This window comes from Citrobacter sp. Cb041 (assembly GCF_030336655.1).
GTDB lineage: Bacteria > Pseudomonadota > Gammaproteobacteria > Enterobacterales > Enterobacteriaceae > Citrobacter > Citrobacter braakii.
This window is the reverse complement of sequence record NZ_JAOWDD010000028.1, coordinates 470,983-489,772: the sequence shown is the minus strand read 5'-3', so window position 1 is coordinate 489,772 and position 18,790 is coordinate 470,983. Positions and strand designations below refer to the sequence as shown.

The window sequence follows — 18,790 nt, the reverse complement described above, 5'->3', positions numbered from 1 at the left end:
TTACCGGGCCTACAAAACGCGTCAGTACAAACAATACTTACGCGTTTTTCAGCACTTCGCTGACAATCTCAACGGCTTCTTTTTCGATCTGCTTGCGATGTTCTTCACCAAGGAAGCTCTCGCAGTAGATTTTATAGGCGTCTTCAGTACCTGACGGACGCGCAGCAAACCAGCCGTTGTCAGTCATCACCTTCAGACCGCCGATAGAAGCACCGTTACCCGGTGCCGCCGTCAGACGTGCCGTGATCGGGTCGCCCGCCAGCGTGCTGGCACTCACCATTTCCGGAGACAGCTTAGACAGCGCCGCTTTCTGCGCGGAGGTCGCGCTTGCCTGCAGGCGGTTGTAGCTTGGCGCGCCGAAGCGGGCAGCCAGTTCGTTGTAGTGCTCTTGCGGATTCTTACCGGTCACTGCGGTAATTTCTGCCGCCAGCAGGCACATGATGATGCCGTCTTTGTCGGTCGACCACGGTGTACCGTCAAAGCGCAGGAAAGAAGCGCCCGCGCTCTCTTCACCACCAAAGCCAAAGCTGCCGTCAAACAGACCGTCAACGAACCATTTAAAGCCAACCGGAACTTCGACCAGTTTACGCCCTAAATCATTCACTACGCGGTCAATCATCGCCGAAGAGACCAGCGTCTTACCGACGGCAACGTCTTTGCCCCACTGCGGACGATGCTGGAACAGGTAGTTGATCGCCACTGCCAGGTAGTGGTTCGGATTCATCAGGCCCGCCGGGGTGACGATACCGTGACGGTCATAGTCCGGATCGTTGGCAAAGGCCAGATCGAACTTGTCACGCAGCGCCAACAGTCCCGCCATCGCGCACTCGGAGGAGCAGTCCATACGGATTGCGCCATCTTTGTCGAGATGCATAAAGCGGAAAGTCTGATCAACGTGATCGTTAACGATAGTCAGGTTCAGGTTGTAGTGCTTGGCAATACGCTTCCAGTATTCGATACCGGAACCGCCAAGCGGATCGACGCCCAGCGTCAGGCCCGCTTTCTGGATCGCCGCCATGTCGACGATGTCGGCCAGTCCTTCAACAAACGGCTGAACCAGGTCCTGCTCTTTTACATGACCAGATGCCAGCGCAGCATCCAGCGACATACGCTTCACGCCTTGCAGACCGTCAGCCAGCAGAGCGTTAGCCCTGTCTTCCACCACTTTGGTAACGTTAGTATCTGCCGGACCACCGTTTGGCGGGTTGTATTTAATGCCACCATCTTCCGGCGGGTTGTGGGATGGCGTGATCACAATGCCGTCAGCCAGCGGGCCGCCTTTTTTGTTATGGACCAGGATAGCATTCGACACGGCAGGGGTTGGCGTAAAGCCGTTATTTTCCTGCACGATGACGTCCACGCCGTTCGCTGCCAGCACTTCCAGTACAGAGATAAAAGCCGGTTCAGACAGCGCGTGGGTATCCTTGCCCACGTAGCACGGGCCAGTGATCCCGTTTTTCGCACGTTCTTCAGCAATCGCCTGAGCGATAGCCAGAATATGCGGCTCGTTAAAACTATGACGACCTGCACTGCCGCGATGTCCGGACGTACCGAACTTGACGGCGTGCTCAGCGTTCCCTGCCGTTGGTTTCAGTACATAGTACTGTGCCGTCAGTTGGGCGACGTTAATCAAATCACTCTGTTGCGCAGGTTGACCTGCACGGTTGTGGATTGCCATTGCCTGGTCCTTCTAATGCAAGGATTAAATTGTTCCGCAAACCTTTTCAATCAATTCCGCAGGGAATTGCATTGACTGCATGATGTGCTCAACCATGCTGCATTTACGGCCGGTATTGGTATTGGTGATCACCCAGTACGGCGTGCCTGGCACGTGTTTCGGTTTGGTTTGATTACCATTTTTCAGCAGCGTCTGTTCATCTGCTGCAAAATAAACGCGCGTACGACCATGCAACGATTCCGTTGCTTCGGCGAACGCGTTTTGATCCAGTGAATAGAGTGTAGACAGCACCAGCATAAAGCGATTTACTGCTTTCTTCTGCTCCGCATATTCGTCGGACAGCAGCAGTTCACGCATCGCGCGCACTTTATCTTTTACGGGGTTAACCGGCTTCGCTTCCACGACAGCTTGCACAGCGCGGACTTCTTTTACTACCGGAGTGACAGGCTGTGATGCGGCGGAAAACTTCAACATACGCCGTAAAATGTCGGATGCGCTCTCGCCGATATGCTTGGTGTGGCTGGCAATATAGCTATAGAGTTCATCATCAACTTCAATCGTTTTCATCTTAATCCAGTGCAGTGTTTAGCTGAATACAAGTTGTTGGGGTCAACACGCGTAGTGTAAAGGCAAATCCCAACAGCGGATAGCGTCAAGCCTGGTGGCTAGCAAAACTCAGAGTAACCGTAGTTGTTGCAGCCATGTGGCAGAATGGTCAACATGATACCCTAACCCGTGAGTGTGAAAAAAAGAACTTTGCCATGAAATTGAATATCCGAGCGCAATCTGCGCAAAACCTGCACAATAATTCTCCCATCGTCCTGGTGCACGGCCTGTTTGGCAGTCTGGATAACCTGGGGATCCTGGCGCGCGATCTGGTGGCCGATCACGATATCATCCAGGTTGATATGCGAAATCATGGCCTCTCCCCGCGTTCACCTGAGATGAATTATCCGGCCATGGCGCAAGATCTGCTGGATACGCTGGACGATCAACAGATCGAAAAGGCGATCTTTATTGGTCACTCGATGGGGGGCAAAGCCGTCATGGCGTTAACCGCGCTGGCCCCGGAACGTGTCGAACGGTTGGTAGCCATCGACATTGCCCCCGTTGACTATCATGTTCGCCGTCACGATGAGATTTTTGCTGCCATTAACGCAGTAACTGACGCGCAGTCCTCTTCGCGTCAGCAGGCGGCGAGCGTCATGCGCCAGCATCTGCAAGAGGAAGGCGTGATCCAGTTTCTGCTCAAATCCTTCGTCGACGGCGAATGGCGCTTTAATGTTCCCGTGCTGTGGGAGCAATATCCTCATATTGTCGGCTGGGAGACCATCCCGGCGTGGGAACACCCGGCGCTGTTTATCCCCGGTGGCAACTCACCTTATGTAACCGAAGCGTATCGCGAACAACTGCTGGCGCAATTCCCGCAGGCTCGGGCGCACGTTATTGCAGGCGCGGGCCATTGGGTGCATGCGGAAAAACCGGAGGCGGTACTGCGCGCCATCCGTCGTTATCTGAGCGAACAGGCTAACTGATTAAAAACTCAGCGTCTGCGCGTGATTACGCGCGTGGGCGTTGGCGTGTCTCCCCTGCTGATGTATTATGGCGGGCTATCCATCCGGGCAGACGCCTGGCTGATTGTTTCCCCGAAGTCACCAAGATCATGGCCAAAGAACAAACGGACCGTACGACATTAGATCTGTTCGCGCAGGAGCGTCGCCCGGGACGACCCAAAACTAATCCGCTCTCGCGTGATGAACAGTTACGTATTAACAAACGTAATCAGCTTAAACGCGATAAAGTTCGCGGGCTTAAGCGTGTCGAACTGAAACTGAACGCTGATGCTGTTGACGCTCTGAACGAGCTGGCCGAGGCGCGCAACATGAGTCGCAGTGAACTCATCGAAGAGATGCTGATGAACCAACTCAGCGCATTGCGCGGTCAGGCTTAGTCTGAATTTCTGCTCTAAATCATAAATCGTGTAGCACAGAGTGCAGTCCTGCGTGTTTGCTGTTTCCGCATGCCTGACTGTTCTGCTATGATTGCCCTTATCCGTGGGCAATGCGCCACCACCATTTCAATAAGTTTCAAGAGGTTATTTTACTCATGGCAATCACTGGCATCTTTTTCGGCAGCGACACCGGTAACACCGAAAACATCGCAAAAATGATTCAAAAACAGCTTGGTAAAGACGTTGCCGATGTACATGACATTGCAAAAAGCAGCAAAGAAGACCTCGAAGGGTATGACATTTTGCTGCTCGGCATTCCAACCTGGTACTACGGTGAAGCGCAGTGTGACTGGGACGATTTCTTCCCTACCCTCGAAGACATTGATTTTAACGGCAAGCTGGTTGCATTGTTCGGCTGCGGCGACCAGGAAGATTACGCAGAATATTTCTGCGATGCGTTGGGTACAATTCGCGACATCATCGAACCACGCGGCGCAACCATCGTTGGTCACTGGCCAACGGCGGGTTATCACTTTGAAGCGTCCAAAGGCCTGGCGGACGACGACCACTTTGTGGGTCTGGCCATTGATGAAGATCGCCAGCCTGAATTGACCGCCGAACGCGTAGAAAAATGGGTTAAGCAGATCTCTGAGGAGCTGCACCTCGACGAAATCATCAATGCCTGATTTTGTGTGGCGCGGATTTCCATCTGCGCCACATCAATAGATAAAACCAATCAAAATAATTGCTACAAATTTGTAACTTTTTCGTCTGACCCTGTACAATGGCCGGATGCCAATCGGGTATTGCACAGTGTGTTTGTCGGCGATACCACGTTTTGATTAACAATATATGCCAGAGACTTGCAGTTTTCATTTAGCCATGGCAGTTCTATAATGAATCGCATTATCTCAAGTGCAATTTCTGTCACTTCTGTTAATGAAGTGAATCGTTTAGCTACAGGACAGATTCCGCATGACTGACAACAATACCGCATTAAAGAAGGCTGGCCTGAAAGTAACGCTTCCTCGTTTAAAAATTCTGGAAGTTCTTCAGGAACCGGATAACCATCACGTCAGTGCGGAAGACTTATACAAACGTCTGATCGATATGGGTGAAGAAATTGGTCTGGCGACCGTGTATCGCGTGCTGAACCAGTTTGATGATGCCGGTATCGTGACCCGCCATAATTTTGAAGGTGGTAAATCCGTCTTCGAACTGACTCAACAGCATCATCACGATCACCTCATCTGCCTCGACTGCGGCAAAGTGGTCGAGTTCAGCGATGATTCCATCGAGGCGCGCCAGCGTGAGATTGCGGCTAAACATGGTATTCGTTTAACCAACCATAGCCTCTATCTTTACGGTCACTGCGCGGAAGGCGATTGCCGCGAAGATGAGCATGCTCACGACGGTAAATAATGTGATGCTTTCTGAAAAGCCAACCATTCGGTTGGCTTTTTTTATGGGCATTATCACCCCTTTTCCCCTTCCCTCCACTCCTGTGTTGCTTTAATGTAAAATCTATAGTCCCTTCCCGGAGAGTCGAAATGGAACTTCGCCAGCTACGCTATTTTGTTCGCATTGTAGAAACCGGCAGCATGGGTAGCGCGGCGCTCGATCTCAATATTGGGGTTTCGGCACTCAGCCAGCAAATGTCCCGCCTGGAAAACGAACTCGCTATTCGCCTGCTGCAGCGCACCTCGCGTGGCGTTACGCCCACCAGCGCCGGACTGGCTTTTTACTCCCAGGCGCAGCTGGCGCTCCGCCACGCAGACGATGCAATCCTCGCCGCGCGAGAGTCCCGGCTTTCCGGGCACGTCAGCGTCGGTATGGCCCCCAGTACCGCTTCCGTTCTCGGCATGCCTTTTATTAACGCCATGCGGGAAAGCTATAGTGATGTCCGCCTGCATGTGGTGGAAAGCCTCTCTGGCAACCTGGAACGGATGATTAATACCCGCCAGATTGATCTGGCCGTGGTATTTCAAAAAGAAAAGCTCCTGCGCTGGAGCGCCAGACCGATTCTCGAAGAGCGCCTGTTTTTGATTGGGACTCATGCCTTACTGGCCGATATTGCCGATGACAATATTGCGCCAGCCCAGTTGGCAAGTATCCCATTGATAATGCCCAGCCCAGGCCACGGTCTGCGCGGCAGGCTGGAAGCAATTTGTCAGGAACACGCACTGCGCATTGAGATCGCCACAGAAATTGATGGTCTGGCGCTGCTAATGCGCGCCGTTCGCAGTGGAATCGGCGCTACTCTCCAGCCCGGCGCGGCGATTTCCCATCTCGATAAAGAGACGCTAAGAGTGATCGGCGTCCATAATCCAATACTGAGTCGCCCCAACTTTCTGGTCAGCCTTTCTGATGATGAGCTCACCCCCGCGGGCCTCGCCGCCCGCGTGGTGCTAACGAAAGTGATGCATCAACTGGTGGAAGCAGGAAGCTGGCCAGGCGCCATCCTTTACAATAACTAAAGCCCTCTTTAGCACTTCGTCATAGCGCCCGCACAAGCTGTACGTATACATTTCAATTACAAATTTAACAATTAGTTAAATGGTAATGGAGTATACGATGGTTGATGTTCTGGTGATTGGCGGTGGCAATGCCGCGTTATGTGCTGCCCTAACCGCCCGGGAGCAAGGAGCTTCGGTACTCCTGCTCGAAGCGGCTCCACGGGAATGGCGCGGGGGAAATTCTCAACACACACGTAATCTGCGCTGTATGCATGACGCGCCGCAGGATGTGCTGGTGGAAAGCTATCCTGAAGAGGAGTTCTGGCAGGATTTGCGGCGCGTCACCGAGGGAAATACTAACGAAGCCCTGGCGCGTCTGGTGATCCGCACCTCTTCACAATGCCGCGACTGGATGCGCCAACACGGCGTTAATTTTCAACCTCCTCTCTCCGGTGCTTTACACGTAGCGCGAACCAACGCCTTTTTTATGGGGGGCGGGAAAGCCCTCGTGAATGCCTATTATCGCAGCGCAGAAAAGTTAGGCGTGCAAATCCGCTATAACACACCAGTGCAGGCGCTTGAACTGCATAATGGTGAGTTTGTGGCAGCGCTGGCAGGCGAAGAGCGCATAACCGCTAAGTCCTGCGTGCTTGCCGCTGGCGGATTTGAGTCAAACCGCGAATGGCTGCGCGAAGCCTGGGGAGAGAACGCCCGCGGCGAGTGGCCTGCGGATAACTTCCTGATTCGCGGCACGCGCTTTAATCAGGGCGTACTGCTTAAATTTATGATGGATGCCGGGGCGGACATCATCGGCGAACCCTCCCAGTCACACTGCGTAGCCATTGATGCCAGAGCGCCATTATATGACGGCGGGATTTGCACCCGCGTGGACTGCGTTTCACTCGGCATAGTAGTCAACCGTGACGCAGAACGTTTTTATGATGAAGGCGAAGATTTCTGGCCCAAACGCTACGCCATCTGGGGACGCCTGGTCGCCCAACAGCCAGGGCAGATTGGCTATTCCATTATCGACAGTAAAGCCATCGGCCACTTTATGCCACCGGTATTCCCCGGCGCACAGGCGAATACGCTGGCGGAGTTGGCGCATCAGTTGGGGCTGGATACCGAACGCTTTACCCACACCGTGACGGCGTACAACAACGCCTGCCAGCCAGGTCAGTTCGACCATACCATCCTGGACAACTGCGCGACGAAGAAGTTAACCCCCGCGAAAACACACTGGGCGCGACCGCTGGACCAGCCACCTTACTACGGCTATGCCCTGCGGCCAGGAATCACCTTCACCTATCTTGGGTTAAAAGTGAACGAACGCGCTGCCGTACACTTTGCCGGGCAGCCAAGCCGCAACCTGTTCGTCGCCGGAGAGATGATGGCGGGCAACGTGTTGGGCAAGGGTTACACCGCTGGCGTGGGCATGTCGATCGGGACAACCTTTGGCCGCATTGCCGGAAAAGAAGCCGCGCTGGCAGCACGTAAGGAGGCACGTCATGAAGCAGCTTGAGAAACTGATCATCGAAGCACAAATTATCACCGAGCCGGAAGCAGAAGTTGAACGTGTGATGCAGGTCTGTAACGCCTGCCGCTATTGTGAAGGTTTTTGCGCCGTGTTCCCGGCAATGACTCAGCGCCTGGAATTCGGTAAAGCGGATATCAATTATCTGGCTAACTTGTGCCATAACTGCGGCGCCTGCCTGCACGCGTGTCAGTATGCCCCACCTCATGAATTTGCCATCAACGTACCGAAGGCGATGGCGGAAGTGCGGCTCGAAACCTATCAGCACTACGCGCAACCCGCCGCCTTTGGCGCGCTTTATCGTCGCGCAGGCGTCACCGTGACGCTGGCACTGGTTTTCGGTCTGATCCTGTTTTTACTCCTCACCATGAGTTTAAAGGGCTCGTTATTCCATCCTCCGCTGGCCGGGGATTTTTATCAGATTTTCCCGCATAACCTGCTCGCATGGATGTTTGGTTCGGTATTTATTCTGGCGATAGGTCTGCTGATGGCGGGTGTTCTGCGCTTCTGGCACGAAATCTCTCCGGGTGTACCGCGTTCCGCTGAAATTGCTGAAGCCTCGCACAATGCGCTGACGCTGAAGTATCTCGATGGTGGGCATGGCAAAGGTTGTAACGAAGCAGATGATGCCTTCACCCTGATGCGCCGCCGTTTCCATCACTTCACCTTCTACGGTTTTATGCTCTGCTTTGCCGCCACCGTGGTGGCAACGGGCTATCACTACTTTGCAGGTATAGAAGCGCCCTATCCGTTCTTCAGCGTTCCGGTAATGCTGGGCACGTTGGGCGGCATTGGCCTGGTTGTCGGCCCGGCTGGCTTGCTATGGCTCAATTTTAAGCGCTCACCGCTGCATGGCGACGCTCGGCAAAAACCGATGGATCGCGGTTTTATTTTGCTGCTGCTCCTGACCAGTCTGACCGGTTTAGCGCTGCTGGCGGGAAGAGACACCTCCTGGATGGCTATTTTGCTCGCCATTCACCTCGGCGTGGTCATGGCGCTCTTTCTGACCATTCCTTATGGAAAATTTGCCCACGGATTTTACCGCTGCGCAGCCTTACTCAAGTGGGCGATTGAGAAACGGCGCGGCAAACAGGCGGGGGTCGCAGGCGACTAACCCGCAAACTCTTACCTCTATAAATATTATGATAAGACAGTGGAGCAAACCCAATGACACAACAACCATCGCGCACCGGAACTTTCGGCGCAATACTGCGGGTAACCAGCGGTAATTTCCTCGAACAGTTTGACTTTTTTCTGTTCGGTTTTTACGCCACCTATATCGCAAAGACCTTCTTTCCTGCAGAGAGTGAATTTGCCGGGCTAATGTTAACTTTCGCCGTGTTTGGTTCAGGTTTCTTAATGCGGCCTGTTGGCGCAATAGTGCTGGGTGCTTACATCGACAGAATTGGTCGCCGTAAAGGACTGATGGTGACGCTGGCGATTATGGGCTGCGGTACCCTGCTGATTGCCCTGGTACCTGGTTATCACAGTATTGGTCTGCTGGCCCCTGTCCTGGTATTACTCGGCCGATTATTACAGGGCTTTTCTGCAGGGGTGGAGCTGGGCGGCGTCTCGGTTTATCTTTCTGAAATCGCCACCCCTGGCAATAAAGGCTTCTACACCAGCTGGCAGTCCGCCAGTCAACAGGTCGCCATTGTGGTGGCAGCTCTGATTGGTTACGGCCTGAACGCCACCCTGGGACACGATGAGATCTCTGAATGGGGCTGGCGTATTCCATTCTTTATTGGTTGCATGATTATTCCTTTGATCTTCGTGCTCCGCCGCTCGCTTCAGGAAACAGACGCCTTTTTACAACGTACGCACCGTCCCGACACCAGGGAAATTTTTACTACCATCATCAAAAACTGGCGTCTCATCGCTGCGGGTACGCTGCTGGTGGCGATGACCACAACGACGTTCTACTTTATTACCGTCTACACACCGACCTACGGTAGGGCTGTACTTCACCTGAGCGCTCGCGACAGCCTGATCGTCACCATGCTGGTCGGTATTTCTAATTTTATCTGGCTGCCGATTGGCGGGGCGATTTCTGACCGAATTGGTCGTCGTCCGGTGTTGATGGGGATTACCATCCTTGCACTGATCACCACCTGGCCGGTTATGCACTGGCTCACCGCCGCGCCAGATTTCACGCGCATGACGCTGGTCCTGCTTTGGTTCTCGTTCTTTTTTGGTATGTACAACGGGGCAATGGTCGCCGCACTCACCGAGGTGATGCCTGTCTATGTGCGTACGGTGGGCTTTTCACTGGCATTCAGTCTTGCCACGGCGATTTTTGGCGGCCTTACGCCAGTCATCTCCACAGCGCTGGTCCAGCTAACCGGGGATAAAAGCTCACCGGGGTGGTGGCTGATGTGTGCGGCACTTTGCGGGCTCGCCGCCACGGCAATGCTGTTTGTCCGGCTGAGTCGGAGTTATCAACCGGTGGAATATAAACCCTGAAATGCAAACGGGCGGAAAACTCTCCGCCCGTTGTCTGTTTCATTTTTCGATTTACTGCGCAGTATTCTTGCTACGAATTTCCTGCCAGACCTTGTCGCAATCAGCATTAACGGACTGACCATTACCCGTGCGCGTAGCCTGGATGCACTGCTGATAATCCAGTACGCGTACGCTTTCTTCATTGGCAAACTGCTGATGCTGCTTTTCTTTCTTCAGCACATTCAACACGCTTTGGCAGGCTTCGATTTTCTCCGGCGATCCTTGCGCGGTAGTAATGCACGCGCTGTAGGCTTCTTTCAGACGGCTGTCTTCTTTTGGTGCCGGGGATTGCGCGCAAGCCACCAGCCCGGATGCCATAACAGCGATGAGTATCAGTTTTTTCATAGCACTTTCCTCAACGATGCGGCAGGCGCCCGGCCTGCCGCTGTTGGCATTAGAAGATGGTGAACGGAGCAATAACGATGAATTTCACGTCACGCTCATCCTGGAAGATGTTGCCGTAACCACCGCCCCAGCTCGGAATGTCTGAATGGTTGTCGTACTGGGTGAAGTGCAGTTTAAACATGGTGCCCTTCGCACGCCCCTCTTGCAGGGTATAGACCGCATCCAGGCTGTAAGAAGATTCTTCGATAGTCCGGTTTTTGTCGTAATACGCATCCGGATTGATCTGCCAGGTTGATGGCTTGGCATCCCATGCGTAAACGTAGGACGCGCCCACTGCCCAGCCCGGCAAATTCCAGTTCTTCAGGTCATACATTGCGCCGAAGAAGACAGCCTTTTCGCCGTTGGCGTTGAAGTCGGAACGGTTATCCCACCAGATATCCAGGCGACCGTTTGATGAGGCGTAGGTCGGGGTCATACGCTGCAGGAAGTACCCCTGCTGCCCGTCCGCTTTAACCCAGGTCCCTTCCAGACGCAGGTCAACCACTTCCGCCACTTTGTAGCCAAAGGTCAGCGCCTGCAGCCAAGCCGTACCATCATAAATATCGTTCACGGTGCGATCGTCAACTTTGTCGCGCGCGCCGTAGAATTGGTAGCTGGTGGTAAACGGGTTACCGCCTAAATCGAATTTATAGCTGGCTTTTGCGAAGTACTGATCGACGTAGCCTTCAGACTGACCAAATGCGGCTTCCAGCAACAGGTTATTTTTGAAGTCATATTTCGCGCCGATTGAGTGCAGATAATCTACGCTGGTCTTTTTATCAGCCTGATAGAATTTATCGACTTCAGTGTGCCATGGTGCTTTATATTCGTTGGCCCACATATAGGAGAAGCTCAGTGCACCAGCATCACCATAGTCGAAGTTGGCTCCGGCTTCAGCACCCTGATAGGTACCTGGCATAAAGCTCCAGTGCGGAGCCAACAGAGTCTGTCCGGTTGGTTGAATGTAACCAGCGCGCGCCCAGGTTGGGCCGAATTTAAATTTGGCTGCTGCTTTATAAAGGCTAATTCCGCTCTTATCGCCGGAGTAATCTTCATCATAGCCTTTATTTTTTGACGAGAATGCAATTTCGTTTGGATGGCCGCTTTCGCTACTTTCGTTCATTTCAATAGCGGTAAATGCTGCGATATCAATACCAAACATATCAGCCGCATAACCGGACTGGAAGTCGAGGTTAGCGTTCCAGGTGGAGTGAGAAAGGTTGGTTTTGTATTTGTCGTGATCGGTCACATCTTTACGGTCACGCTCACGCTGCCAGTAATAGATGCCGCCGGTTAAGGTTGAGTCATCAATAAACCCTTCGGCGTGTACCTGGGGAGCGACAACGAAACCCGACATTGCTGTGATACCGGCGATAGCCAGCGCCAGCGTACTACGTTTGCCACTAAACGTACGCATATGTTAATCCTCTTTGACGTATAACCCTTCGTTTTTCAAGCTGCATCGGTGTTGGCTTTACTCGGCCTTTGGCCTCGCCCCTTCGGGGACAGCGCACGCGCTGCGTCTCCGCCTTGATGCAACTCGAAATCCATTGGGTATAAAATGCTGCCGACAAAAGCGGACAGCGAAAAAACAAAAATTAAAAAAGTAGCGCTGAGAAAACCTCAGTGACTACAATGAATAGACTATTTTTCGCGACGCGAATTATCAATCTCTTTCTGTAACGAGTATGTAATAGTATGAGCAACCGCACATATTTTCTTGTTTTCTGTTACATTTTGCTTTGGGAGTAAAAAAATTCACAAAAACAAGAAAAAATACTTTATATACATATAGATATCTTCAATTTTATTATTATATATATAATTCCACCCCTAATAATTGTCTTTGCATTCGCAAAACAAATTAATTCTCGAACGTCATTAATTCGCTCTGCAAACAGAACGTTCGAGCTCCTGAATTCACTCTCCGTCGTTGATGTGACCGTCCTCGGATTTTCCACACAAATACACTCACTTTATAAGGTTTTTATTGACAGCTACCGGGTGTCCCATTATTCAAAGATGCAGGTTATACGTATAAGTTGATAAATAAATGACAAAACGCATCACGCAGAAAGACGTTGCTGCCCTGGCTGGCGTTTCACAGGCGGTGGTATCCGTGGTACTCACCAAAGGAAATCACACCTATCCACACGAGACAGTGAGCCGGGTTGAGCAAGCGGCTAATCAGCTGGGATATATACCGAACCGTTTTGCACAAGCGCTGAAAACCAATAAAACCATGTCGATCGCCTGCATCGTGCCGGATATCGCCAACCCTTTTTATGCCTCGCTCGTCCGTGGCGTTCAGTCGGTGACGGATAGGTATCACTACGATGCGATCGTGGCCAGCACCGATGGATTACGGGAAAGAGAGCTGCATTTTTTGCGCTGGTCAGCGCAGGGGCGGGTCGACGCCGTGGTGGGGACATTTTTTAACGTCGGGATGAAAGATTTTGCCCCGTATCTTCAGGCAGGGATCCCGATTGCACGTATTGAAGCCAGAATGAAAAAAAACGGCCCGCTACCGCTGCATAATGTTTATATCGACAACGCCGCTGCCGCGCGCAGTGCCGTCGAATATCTGCTGGCACAGGGGCACCGAAATATCACGATGATCGCCAGCGCTGGCGGTCCTGAGCCTGCCAGAGTGGAAGGATATCGCCAGGCGATGACCCAGGCCGGCCGCCTTCCGCGCATCAAAATTCTGCCAGGTTTTAACGAACAGAGCGGCTATCAGATCGCGATGCAGCTGATTAATGACGGTACGCTCCCGGATGCGATTTTCGCCGCCAACGATTTAATGGCTATCGGCGTGATGCGTGCCGCAAGGGAGAAAGGCATCACGATCCCGGAGCAGCTTGCGGTGATGGGGTTCGATGATATTCCCGCCGCCGGGCTGGTGACCCCTTCCCTGACCACTATCGCCCAGTACCCGGAGCAGCTTGGGCAAAAAGCGGCCGCCCTCCTCCTGGCGCAAACCGATATCACCGTACCGCTCCAGGGCAGTACCACAGAAATGCCCTGGGGCCTGGTAAAAAGAGAATCCGCCTGAACGGCTGATAAAACACCACACAAGGATCAAACAGATGGAATTGCCTTCAGATTATGAGTCGCGCGTTTATGCAGGGGTGTTAGGGAAATTAATCGGCGTCTACCTTGGCCGCCCTTTCGAAGGGTGGACCTACGAAAAAATTATGCAGGAGCTGGGGCCGATCCAGTATTACGTCCACGAAAAATTTAACCGTCCGCTGGTTGTCACCGACGATGATGTCGCCGGAACCTTTACCTTTATCCGCGCACTGGAAGATTATGCCCTGCCGCCGGCTCTGAGCGCGGAACAGATGGGGCACTGCTGGCTTAATTACATCATTGATAAGCGCACCATCCTCTGGTGGGGCGGCAACGGTAATTCGACGGAACACACCGCCTGGCTGAATCTCAAAAAAGGCATTCCGGCTCCGCTAAGCGGAGCCATTGCGACCAACGGGAAAACGATTGCCGAACAGATTGGCGCACAAATCTTTATTGATAGCTGGGCGCTTGTCGCACCGGGACAACCCCGTCTGGCGGCAGAACTTGCCAAAAACGCCGCCAGCGTGAGCCATGACGGTGAAGCGGTGTATGCCGCTATGCTCTGGGCGGCGATGGAATCACAGGCCTTTATCTGCCAGGAGATCGAACAGCTTATTGACGTCGGATTATCCGTGATCCCGGCAGAGTCGCAAATAGCCCAGCTGGTTGGCGATATCCGTCGCTGGCGACGGGAAGATAACGACTGGCAGACGACCCGCCAGCGAATCGACGACAACTATGGCTATCACAAATATCCCAGCAATTGCCACATCATCCCTAATCATGCGCTGATGATTATGGCGATCCTTTACGCGCCGGACGACTTCCAGCAGGCCCAGTGCATTGTCAATACGTCAGGATGGGACACTGACTGCAATGCGGGGAATGTCGGCTGTCTGTCCGGCATTATGCTGGGACTCCAGGGTATTGACGCAGGCCCGGACTGGCGCGGGCCGCTGGCGGACAGAATGCTGATCTCCTCAGCCGACGGAGGGTTCTCCATAAACAACGCCGTGCGGATCACCGATTTCCTGGTCGGGCTGGGACACCAGATTGCCGGTCTGCCGCGCCCTGAAGCCAAAAAATCCGGCGCGCAGTACCATTTCTCACTACCGGGCAGCGTGCAGGGTTTCCGCTGGCTTAATGAAGAAAATGCGGCCGCGGTTGAAGTTAAGAATGAGGCGCACCTGGGGCGGCAGATGTTGAGTCTGCACTATCGCCATCTTGCGCCCGGACTTCACGCCAGCGTGACCACGCAAACCTTTACCCCGCCTGAAATCGTGGAAATGCGCAGCTACGATTTAATGGCTACCCCACTTATCTACCCAGGTCAGCGTCTTCAGGCCACCCTGATTGCGCCACCGGATAACACATCCGCGTTAAACGTGCGGCTCTGCTACCGGGTTTATGATGACAACAATCAGCTGACGCCCCAGTACGGCGACGCGCAGAGCATAGCCCCGGGTGAATCGCTAACGCTGGCGTTGGATCTCCCGGACTGCCAGGGCCAACCGATCGGCGAGATTGGCGTAACAATCAGCACAGATGCCCGCGTTGCCCGCGGTCGCCTGCTCATCGACAGTATGCGCTGGGATGGCACACCTGAGCTGACCCTGCGTAAACCCACAGGGGAAAATAATTTCTGGTGGCGGGCCTGGGTAAACGGCGTGGATCTCTTTTCACGCCACTATCCCACCAGCTTTCGCATCTCCAAAGAGTACGACGAGGGATTGATTATTCACGGAACGCGGCAGTGGGATAACTACCGCGTTCAGAGTGACATTACGCTGCATTCAGGGGAGTACGGCGGTCTGGCTTTTCGGGTGCAGGGGATGAGGCGCTATTACGCCGCACGCATCCTGCGCGACGGAAAATTACAGATCGTCCGCGTGCGCGACACCAGCACCAAAGTTCTGGCAGAAGCGGCTTTGTCCGACGTGTACGAGCGCCCTGTGTCGTTCGATATCAGCGTCAACGGGCAGATTATCTCCGCGACCGTTGACGGTAAAACGCTGCACGTGGAGGACGCTGAACGCGAAGCCTTGATGGATGGCGGGATCGGTTTACTGATTTGTGCAGGTGCGCTGTCGACGGACGCTATCCATATCAGCGCCAGTTGTTAATTAACGGAAATGGACGACAACAAGGGATTAAAAATGAACATACCAAAAACAATGCTGGCGCTGATAACCGCCGTGTTGCTTTCAGGCTGTGAGGATAAACCGCAGCAGGTGACCATCGAATTTATGCACTCCGCCGTTGAGCAGGAGCGCCAGACCGTCATTGCCGGGATCATCAACCGCTTTCAGCAAGAGAATCCGGATATTATTGTGAAGCAGGTTCCCGTCGAAGAGGATGCCTATAATACCAAAATCATTACCCTTGCCCGCTCAGGATCACTGCCGGAGGTCGTCGAGGTCAGCCATGACTATGCCAAAGTCATGGATAAAGAGCAGCTTATCGACCACAAAGCGGTGAAAACGCTGATCGACAAGCAAGGTGAAAGCGCCTTCTACGACGGCGTGCTGCGCATTGTTCGCACCGAAGACGGAACGGCCTATACCGGGGTGCCGATCAGCGCCTGGCTACAGGGAGTCTGGTATCGGAAATCGGTACTGGCTAAAGCGGGAATCAACGAACCCAAAAACTGGACGCAACTGCTGGAAGCGGCACGCAGGCTGACCGACAGCGCCAGTAAAAAATATGGCATCGCGCTGCCGACGGCTGAAAGCGTCATGAGCGAACAAACCTTCTCTCAGTTCGCACTTTCAAACGGTGCCAATGTGTTCAACGCAAACGGCGACATCACGGTTAACTCAGCGGAAATGCAGGCCTCGCTGAACTATTATCGCGAACTGGCCCGCTATACCATGCCCGGCTCGAACAACGTAACAGAGATCAAAGACGCCTTTATGAACGGCACCGCGCCGATGGCGGTCTATTCGACCTACATCCTGCCAGCGATTTATCAGGATGGTTCACTGGCGGATTTAGGCTTTGTCGTGCCGAGCGAAAAATCACCTGCCGTATTTGGCGTTATCACATCATTAACGCTCACAGCCGGTCAGACTGAGGCAGAAACGAAAGCCGCCGAAAAATTTGTCAGCTTTATGGGACAGGCGCAGAACGCGGCTGACTGGGTATTGATGTCGCCGGGGGCGATGCTGCCGGTGACGAAGGCCGCCGCGCAAAACGTCAGTTGGAAGGACAACCCTGCCGTCAAAGTCTTTGGAACTCTCCCTGAACAGCTGATTGCCCAGTACCCGAATATGCAGGTCTTTGGATCGGTCGGCGAGAAGAACTTTACGCGGATGGGGGATATTACCGGCTCCATGATCCTCAGTGAAATGGTCAATCAGGCGACGGTGGGTAAGCAGGAGACATCGGTGGTGCTGGAACGCAGCCAGCAGCGGGTTCAGGCGTTAATGCAGCATAAGTAAAACAGAAAAATCCGCCTCAAACGTCGCGTTGGCGGCGTTTGAGGCAGTGTGGCAGGAATTACTCGCCGACTTTAGCCCACGTATCACGCAGACCTACAGTGCGGTTAAATACCAGCTTGTCAGCCGTTGCATAGCGGCTGTCCAGGCAGAAGTAGCCTTCACGCTCAAACTGGAACGCTTTACCTGCAATCGCAGCCTGCAGTGACGGCTCACCGTAGCCCTGCTTAATGACCAGCGATTCCGGGTTGATAACGGACAGGAAGTCTTCCGCCGCACCTGGGTTTGGCACGCTAAACAGACGATCGTACAAACGGATTTCAATCGGCAGCGCATGGGACGCGCTCACCCAGTGAATAACACCTTTTACTTTACGGCCATCAGCCGGATCTTTGCTCAGGGTGTCAGCATCGTAGGTGCAGAAAATGGTGGTGATATTCCCTTCTGCATCTTTCTCTACACGTTCAGCCTTGATCACGTAAGCATTACGCAGACGTACTTCTTTGCCCATCACCAGACGCTTGTACTGCTTGTTCGCTTCTTCGCGGAAGTCTGCGCGATCGATCCAAATTTCACCGCTAAACGGCACTTCACGGCTGCCCATTTCCGGTTTGTTCGGATGGTTAGGCATGGTAACCAACTCACTTTCGCCCTGCGGGTAGTTTTCGATAACCAGTTTCACCGGATCGATAACTGCCATCGCGCGCGGGGCGTTTTCGTTCAGATCTTCGCGAATGCAGGACTCCAGAGAAGCGATCTCAATGGTGTTATCCTGCTTGGTCACGCCAATGCGTTTGCAGAACTCACGAATAGCGGCAGCAGTATAACCACGACGACGCAGGCCAGAAATCGTCGGCATACGCGGATCGTCCCAGCCTTCAACGTGCTTGTCGGTCACCAGCAGGTTCAGCTTGCGTTTGGACATCACGGTGTATTCCAGATTCAGGCGCGAGAATTCGTACTGGCGCGGGTGAACCGGAATGGTGATGTTGTCCAGCACCCAGTCGTACAAACGACGGTTATCCTGGAACTCCAGCGTACACAGTGAATGCGTAATGCCTTCCAGCGCATCGCTGATGCAGTGGGTAAAATCGTACATCGGGTAGATGCACCACTTGTTGCCGGTCTGGTGGTGTTCGGCGAACTTAATACGGTACAGCACCGGATCGCGCATCACGATAAACGGCGAAGCCATATCGATTTTCGCGCGCAGGCAGGCTTTACCTTCTTCAAAACCACCGGTACGCATTTTTTCGAACAGAGCCAGGTTCTCTTCGACGCTACGATCGCGGAACGGGCTGTTTTTACCCGGCTGCGTCAGGGTGCCGCGGTATTCGCGGATCTCCTCCGCTGACAGTTCATCAACGTACGCCAGGCCTTTATTAATAAGTTCAACCGCATAGGCGTGAAGCTGATCGAAGTAATCCGAAGAGTAGCGAATATCGCCAGTCCAGTGGAAACCTAACCATTCAACGTCGTTTTTAATCGACTCAACGTACTCGATATCTTCTTTAACCGGGTTCGTATCATCAAAACGCAGGTTGCACTGGCCCTGGTAATCTTGCGCAATGCCAAAGTTCAGACAAATGGATTTCGCGTGGCCAATGTGCAGATAGCCATTTGGCTCCGGCGGAAAACGTGTATGGATAGTGGTGTGCTTACCACTGGCCAGATCTTCATCGATGATCTGACGAATAAAGTTACTCGGGCGGGCTTCAGCCTCACTCATCGTGGATTCCTCAAAGCGTAAACAACGTATAACGGAACATGATC

The 18,790-nt window shown here is 53.3% G+C and carries 17 protein-coding genes; 12 read left to right on the top strand and 5 right to left on the bottom strand.

Annotated elements, in window-relative coordinates; translation table 11 throughout:
• Positions 1-37: 37 nt before the first annotated feature.
• Both pgm and seqA read right to left on the bottom strand, forming a co-directional pair.
• Positions 38-1,678, bottom strand: coding sequence for a phosphoglucomutase (alpha-D-glucose-1,6-bisphosphate-dependent) (gene pgm, locus OGV52_RS04830; protein WP_016152262.1), 1,641 nt, complete (start codon positions 1,676-1,678; stop codon positions 38-40).
• 24 nt (positions 1,679-1,702) lie between these two features.
• Positions 1,703-2,245, bottom strand: a complete 543-nt coding sequence (seqA, locus tag OGV52_RS04825) for a replication initiation negative regulator SeqA (RefSeq protein ID WP_016152261.1) — start codon at positions 2,243-2,245, stop codon at positions 1,703-1,705.
• A gap of 194 nt (positions 2,246-2,439) precedes the next feature.
• On the opposite strand from seqA, the gene ybfF reads away from it, so the two are divergent.
• From ybfF to OGV52_RS04780, 9 genes are all read left to right on the top strand, one after another.
• Positions 2,440-3,213: an esterase gene (ybfF, locus tag OGV52_RS04820; protein ID WP_047415163.1), complete on the top strand. Its 774-nt coding sequence runs from the start codon at positions 2,440-2,442 to the stop codon at positions 3,211-3,213.
• Between the two features lie 128 nt (positions 3,214-3,341).
• Positions 3,342-3,629 carry a LexA regulated protein gene (gene ybfE / locus OGV52_RS04815; RefSeq protein WP_003022842.1) on the top strand — a complete coding sequence of 96 codons (288 nt, stop codon included), beginning with the start codon at positions 3,342-3,344 and terminating at the stop codon, positions 3,627-3,629.
• 155 nt (positions 3,630-3,784) lie between these two features.
• A complete protein-coding gene (gene fldA / locus OGV52_RS04810; RefSeq protein ID WP_003022839.1) occupies positions 3,785-4,315 on the top strand; it encodes a flavodoxin FldA in 531 nt (176 codons plus the stop codon).
• Between the two features lie 210 nt (positions 4,316-4,525).
• On the top strand, positions 4,526-4,612 hold the full coding sequence (locus OGV52_RS04805; protein ID WP_049259739.1) for a ryhB-regulated fur leader peptide: 87 nt from the start codon (positions 4,526-4,528) through the stop codon (positions 4,610-4,612).
• Positions 4,605-5,051, top strand: a complete 447-nt coding sequence (gene fur / locus OGV52_RS04800) for a ferric iron uptake transcriptional regulator (RefSeq protein ID WP_003022836.1) — start codon at positions 4,605-4,607, stop codon at positions 5,049-5,051. The genes OGV52_RS04805 and fur overlap by 8 nt, the downstream gene beginning before the upstream one ends.
• Before the next feature lie 128 nt (positions 5,052-5,179).
• Entirely contained in the window at positions 5,180-6,106 is a 927-nt protein-coding gene (gene tcuR / locus OGV52_RS04795) for a tricarballylate utilization LysR family transcriptional regulator TcuR (RefSeq protein WP_047501718.1), read from the top strand.
• Positions 6,107-6,203: 97 nt separating this feature from the next.
• Positions 6,204-7,607: an FAD-dependent tricarballylate dehydrogenase TcuA gene (gene tcuA / locus OGV52_RS04790; RefSeq protein WP_047415161.1), complete on the top strand. Its 1,404-nt coding sequence runs from the start codon at positions 6,204-6,206 to the stop codon at positions 7,605-7,607.
• Positions 7,594-8,733 (top strand): tricarballylate utilization 4Fe-4S protein TcuB, encoded by a 1,140-nt coding sequence (gene tcuB, locus OGV52_RS04785; RefSeq protein WP_287108161.1) that lies wholly within the window; start codon positions 7,594-7,596, stop codon positions 8,731-8,733. Before tcuA ends, tcuB begins: the two co-directional genes overlap by 14 nt.
• Before the next feature lie 53 nt (positions 8,734-8,786).
• Positions 8,787-10,082, top strand: coding sequence for an MFS transporter (locus tag OGV52_RS04780; RefSeq protein ID WP_287108159.1), 1,296 nt, complete (start codon positions 8,787-8,789; stop codon positions 10,080-10,082).
• A 51-nt stretch (positions 10,083-10,133) separates the two neighbouring features.
• Here OGV52_RS04780 and OGV52_RS04775 read toward each other — a convergent pair whose 3' ends face one another.
• Complete coding sequence (locus OGV52_RS04775; RefSeq protein WP_016155980.1) at positions 10,134-10,466, bottom strand: ChiQ/YbfN family lipoprotein; 333 nt, start codon at positions 10,464-10,466, stop codon at positions 10,134-10,136.
• 49 nt (positions 10,467-10,515) lie between these two features.
• Entirely contained in the window at positions 10,516-11,922 is a 1,407-nt protein-coding gene (chiP, locus tag OGV52_RS04770; protein WP_016152254.1) for a chitoporin ChiP, read from the bottom strand.
• A gap of 636 nt (positions 11,923-12,558) precedes the next feature.
• Here chiP and OGV52_RS04765 point away from each other — a divergent pair.
• The 3 genes from OGV52_RS04765 to OGV52_RS04755 are packed head-to-tail and all read left to right on the top strand — an operon-like array spanning position 12,559 to position 17,020.
• The gene (locus OGV52_RS04765) at positions 12,559-13,560 is read left to right on the top strand and encodes a LacI family DNA-binding transcriptional regulator (RefSeq protein WP_287108158.1); all 1,002 of its coding nucleotides are present in this window, start codon (positions 12,559-12,561) and stop codon (positions 13,558-13,560) included.
• A gap of 34 nt (positions 13,561-13,594) precedes the next feature.
• Positions 13,595-15,703 (top strand): ADP-ribosylglycohydrolase family protein, encoded by a 2,109-nt coding sequence (locus tag OGV52_RS04760; protein ID WP_287108157.1) that lies wholly within the window; start codon positions 13,595-13,597, stop codon positions 15,701-15,703.
• A 33-nt stretch (positions 15,704-15,736) separates the two neighbouring features.
• Positions 15,737-17,020, top strand: a complete 1,284-nt coding sequence (locus tag OGV52_RS04755; RefSeq protein WP_141874973.1) for an ABC transporter substrate-binding protein — start codon at positions 15,737-15,739, stop codon at positions 17,018-17,020.
• A 58-nt stretch (positions 17,021-17,078) separates the two neighbouring features.
• On the opposite strand, the gene glnS is transcribed toward OGV52_RS04755, so the two are convergent.
• A complete protein-coding gene (gene glnS, locus OGV52_RS04750) occupies positions 17,079-18,746 on the bottom strand; it encodes a glutamine--tRNA ligase (RefSeq protein WP_016152250.1) in 1,668 nt (555 codons plus the stop codon).
• Positions 18,747-18,790: the final 44 nt, after the last annotated feature.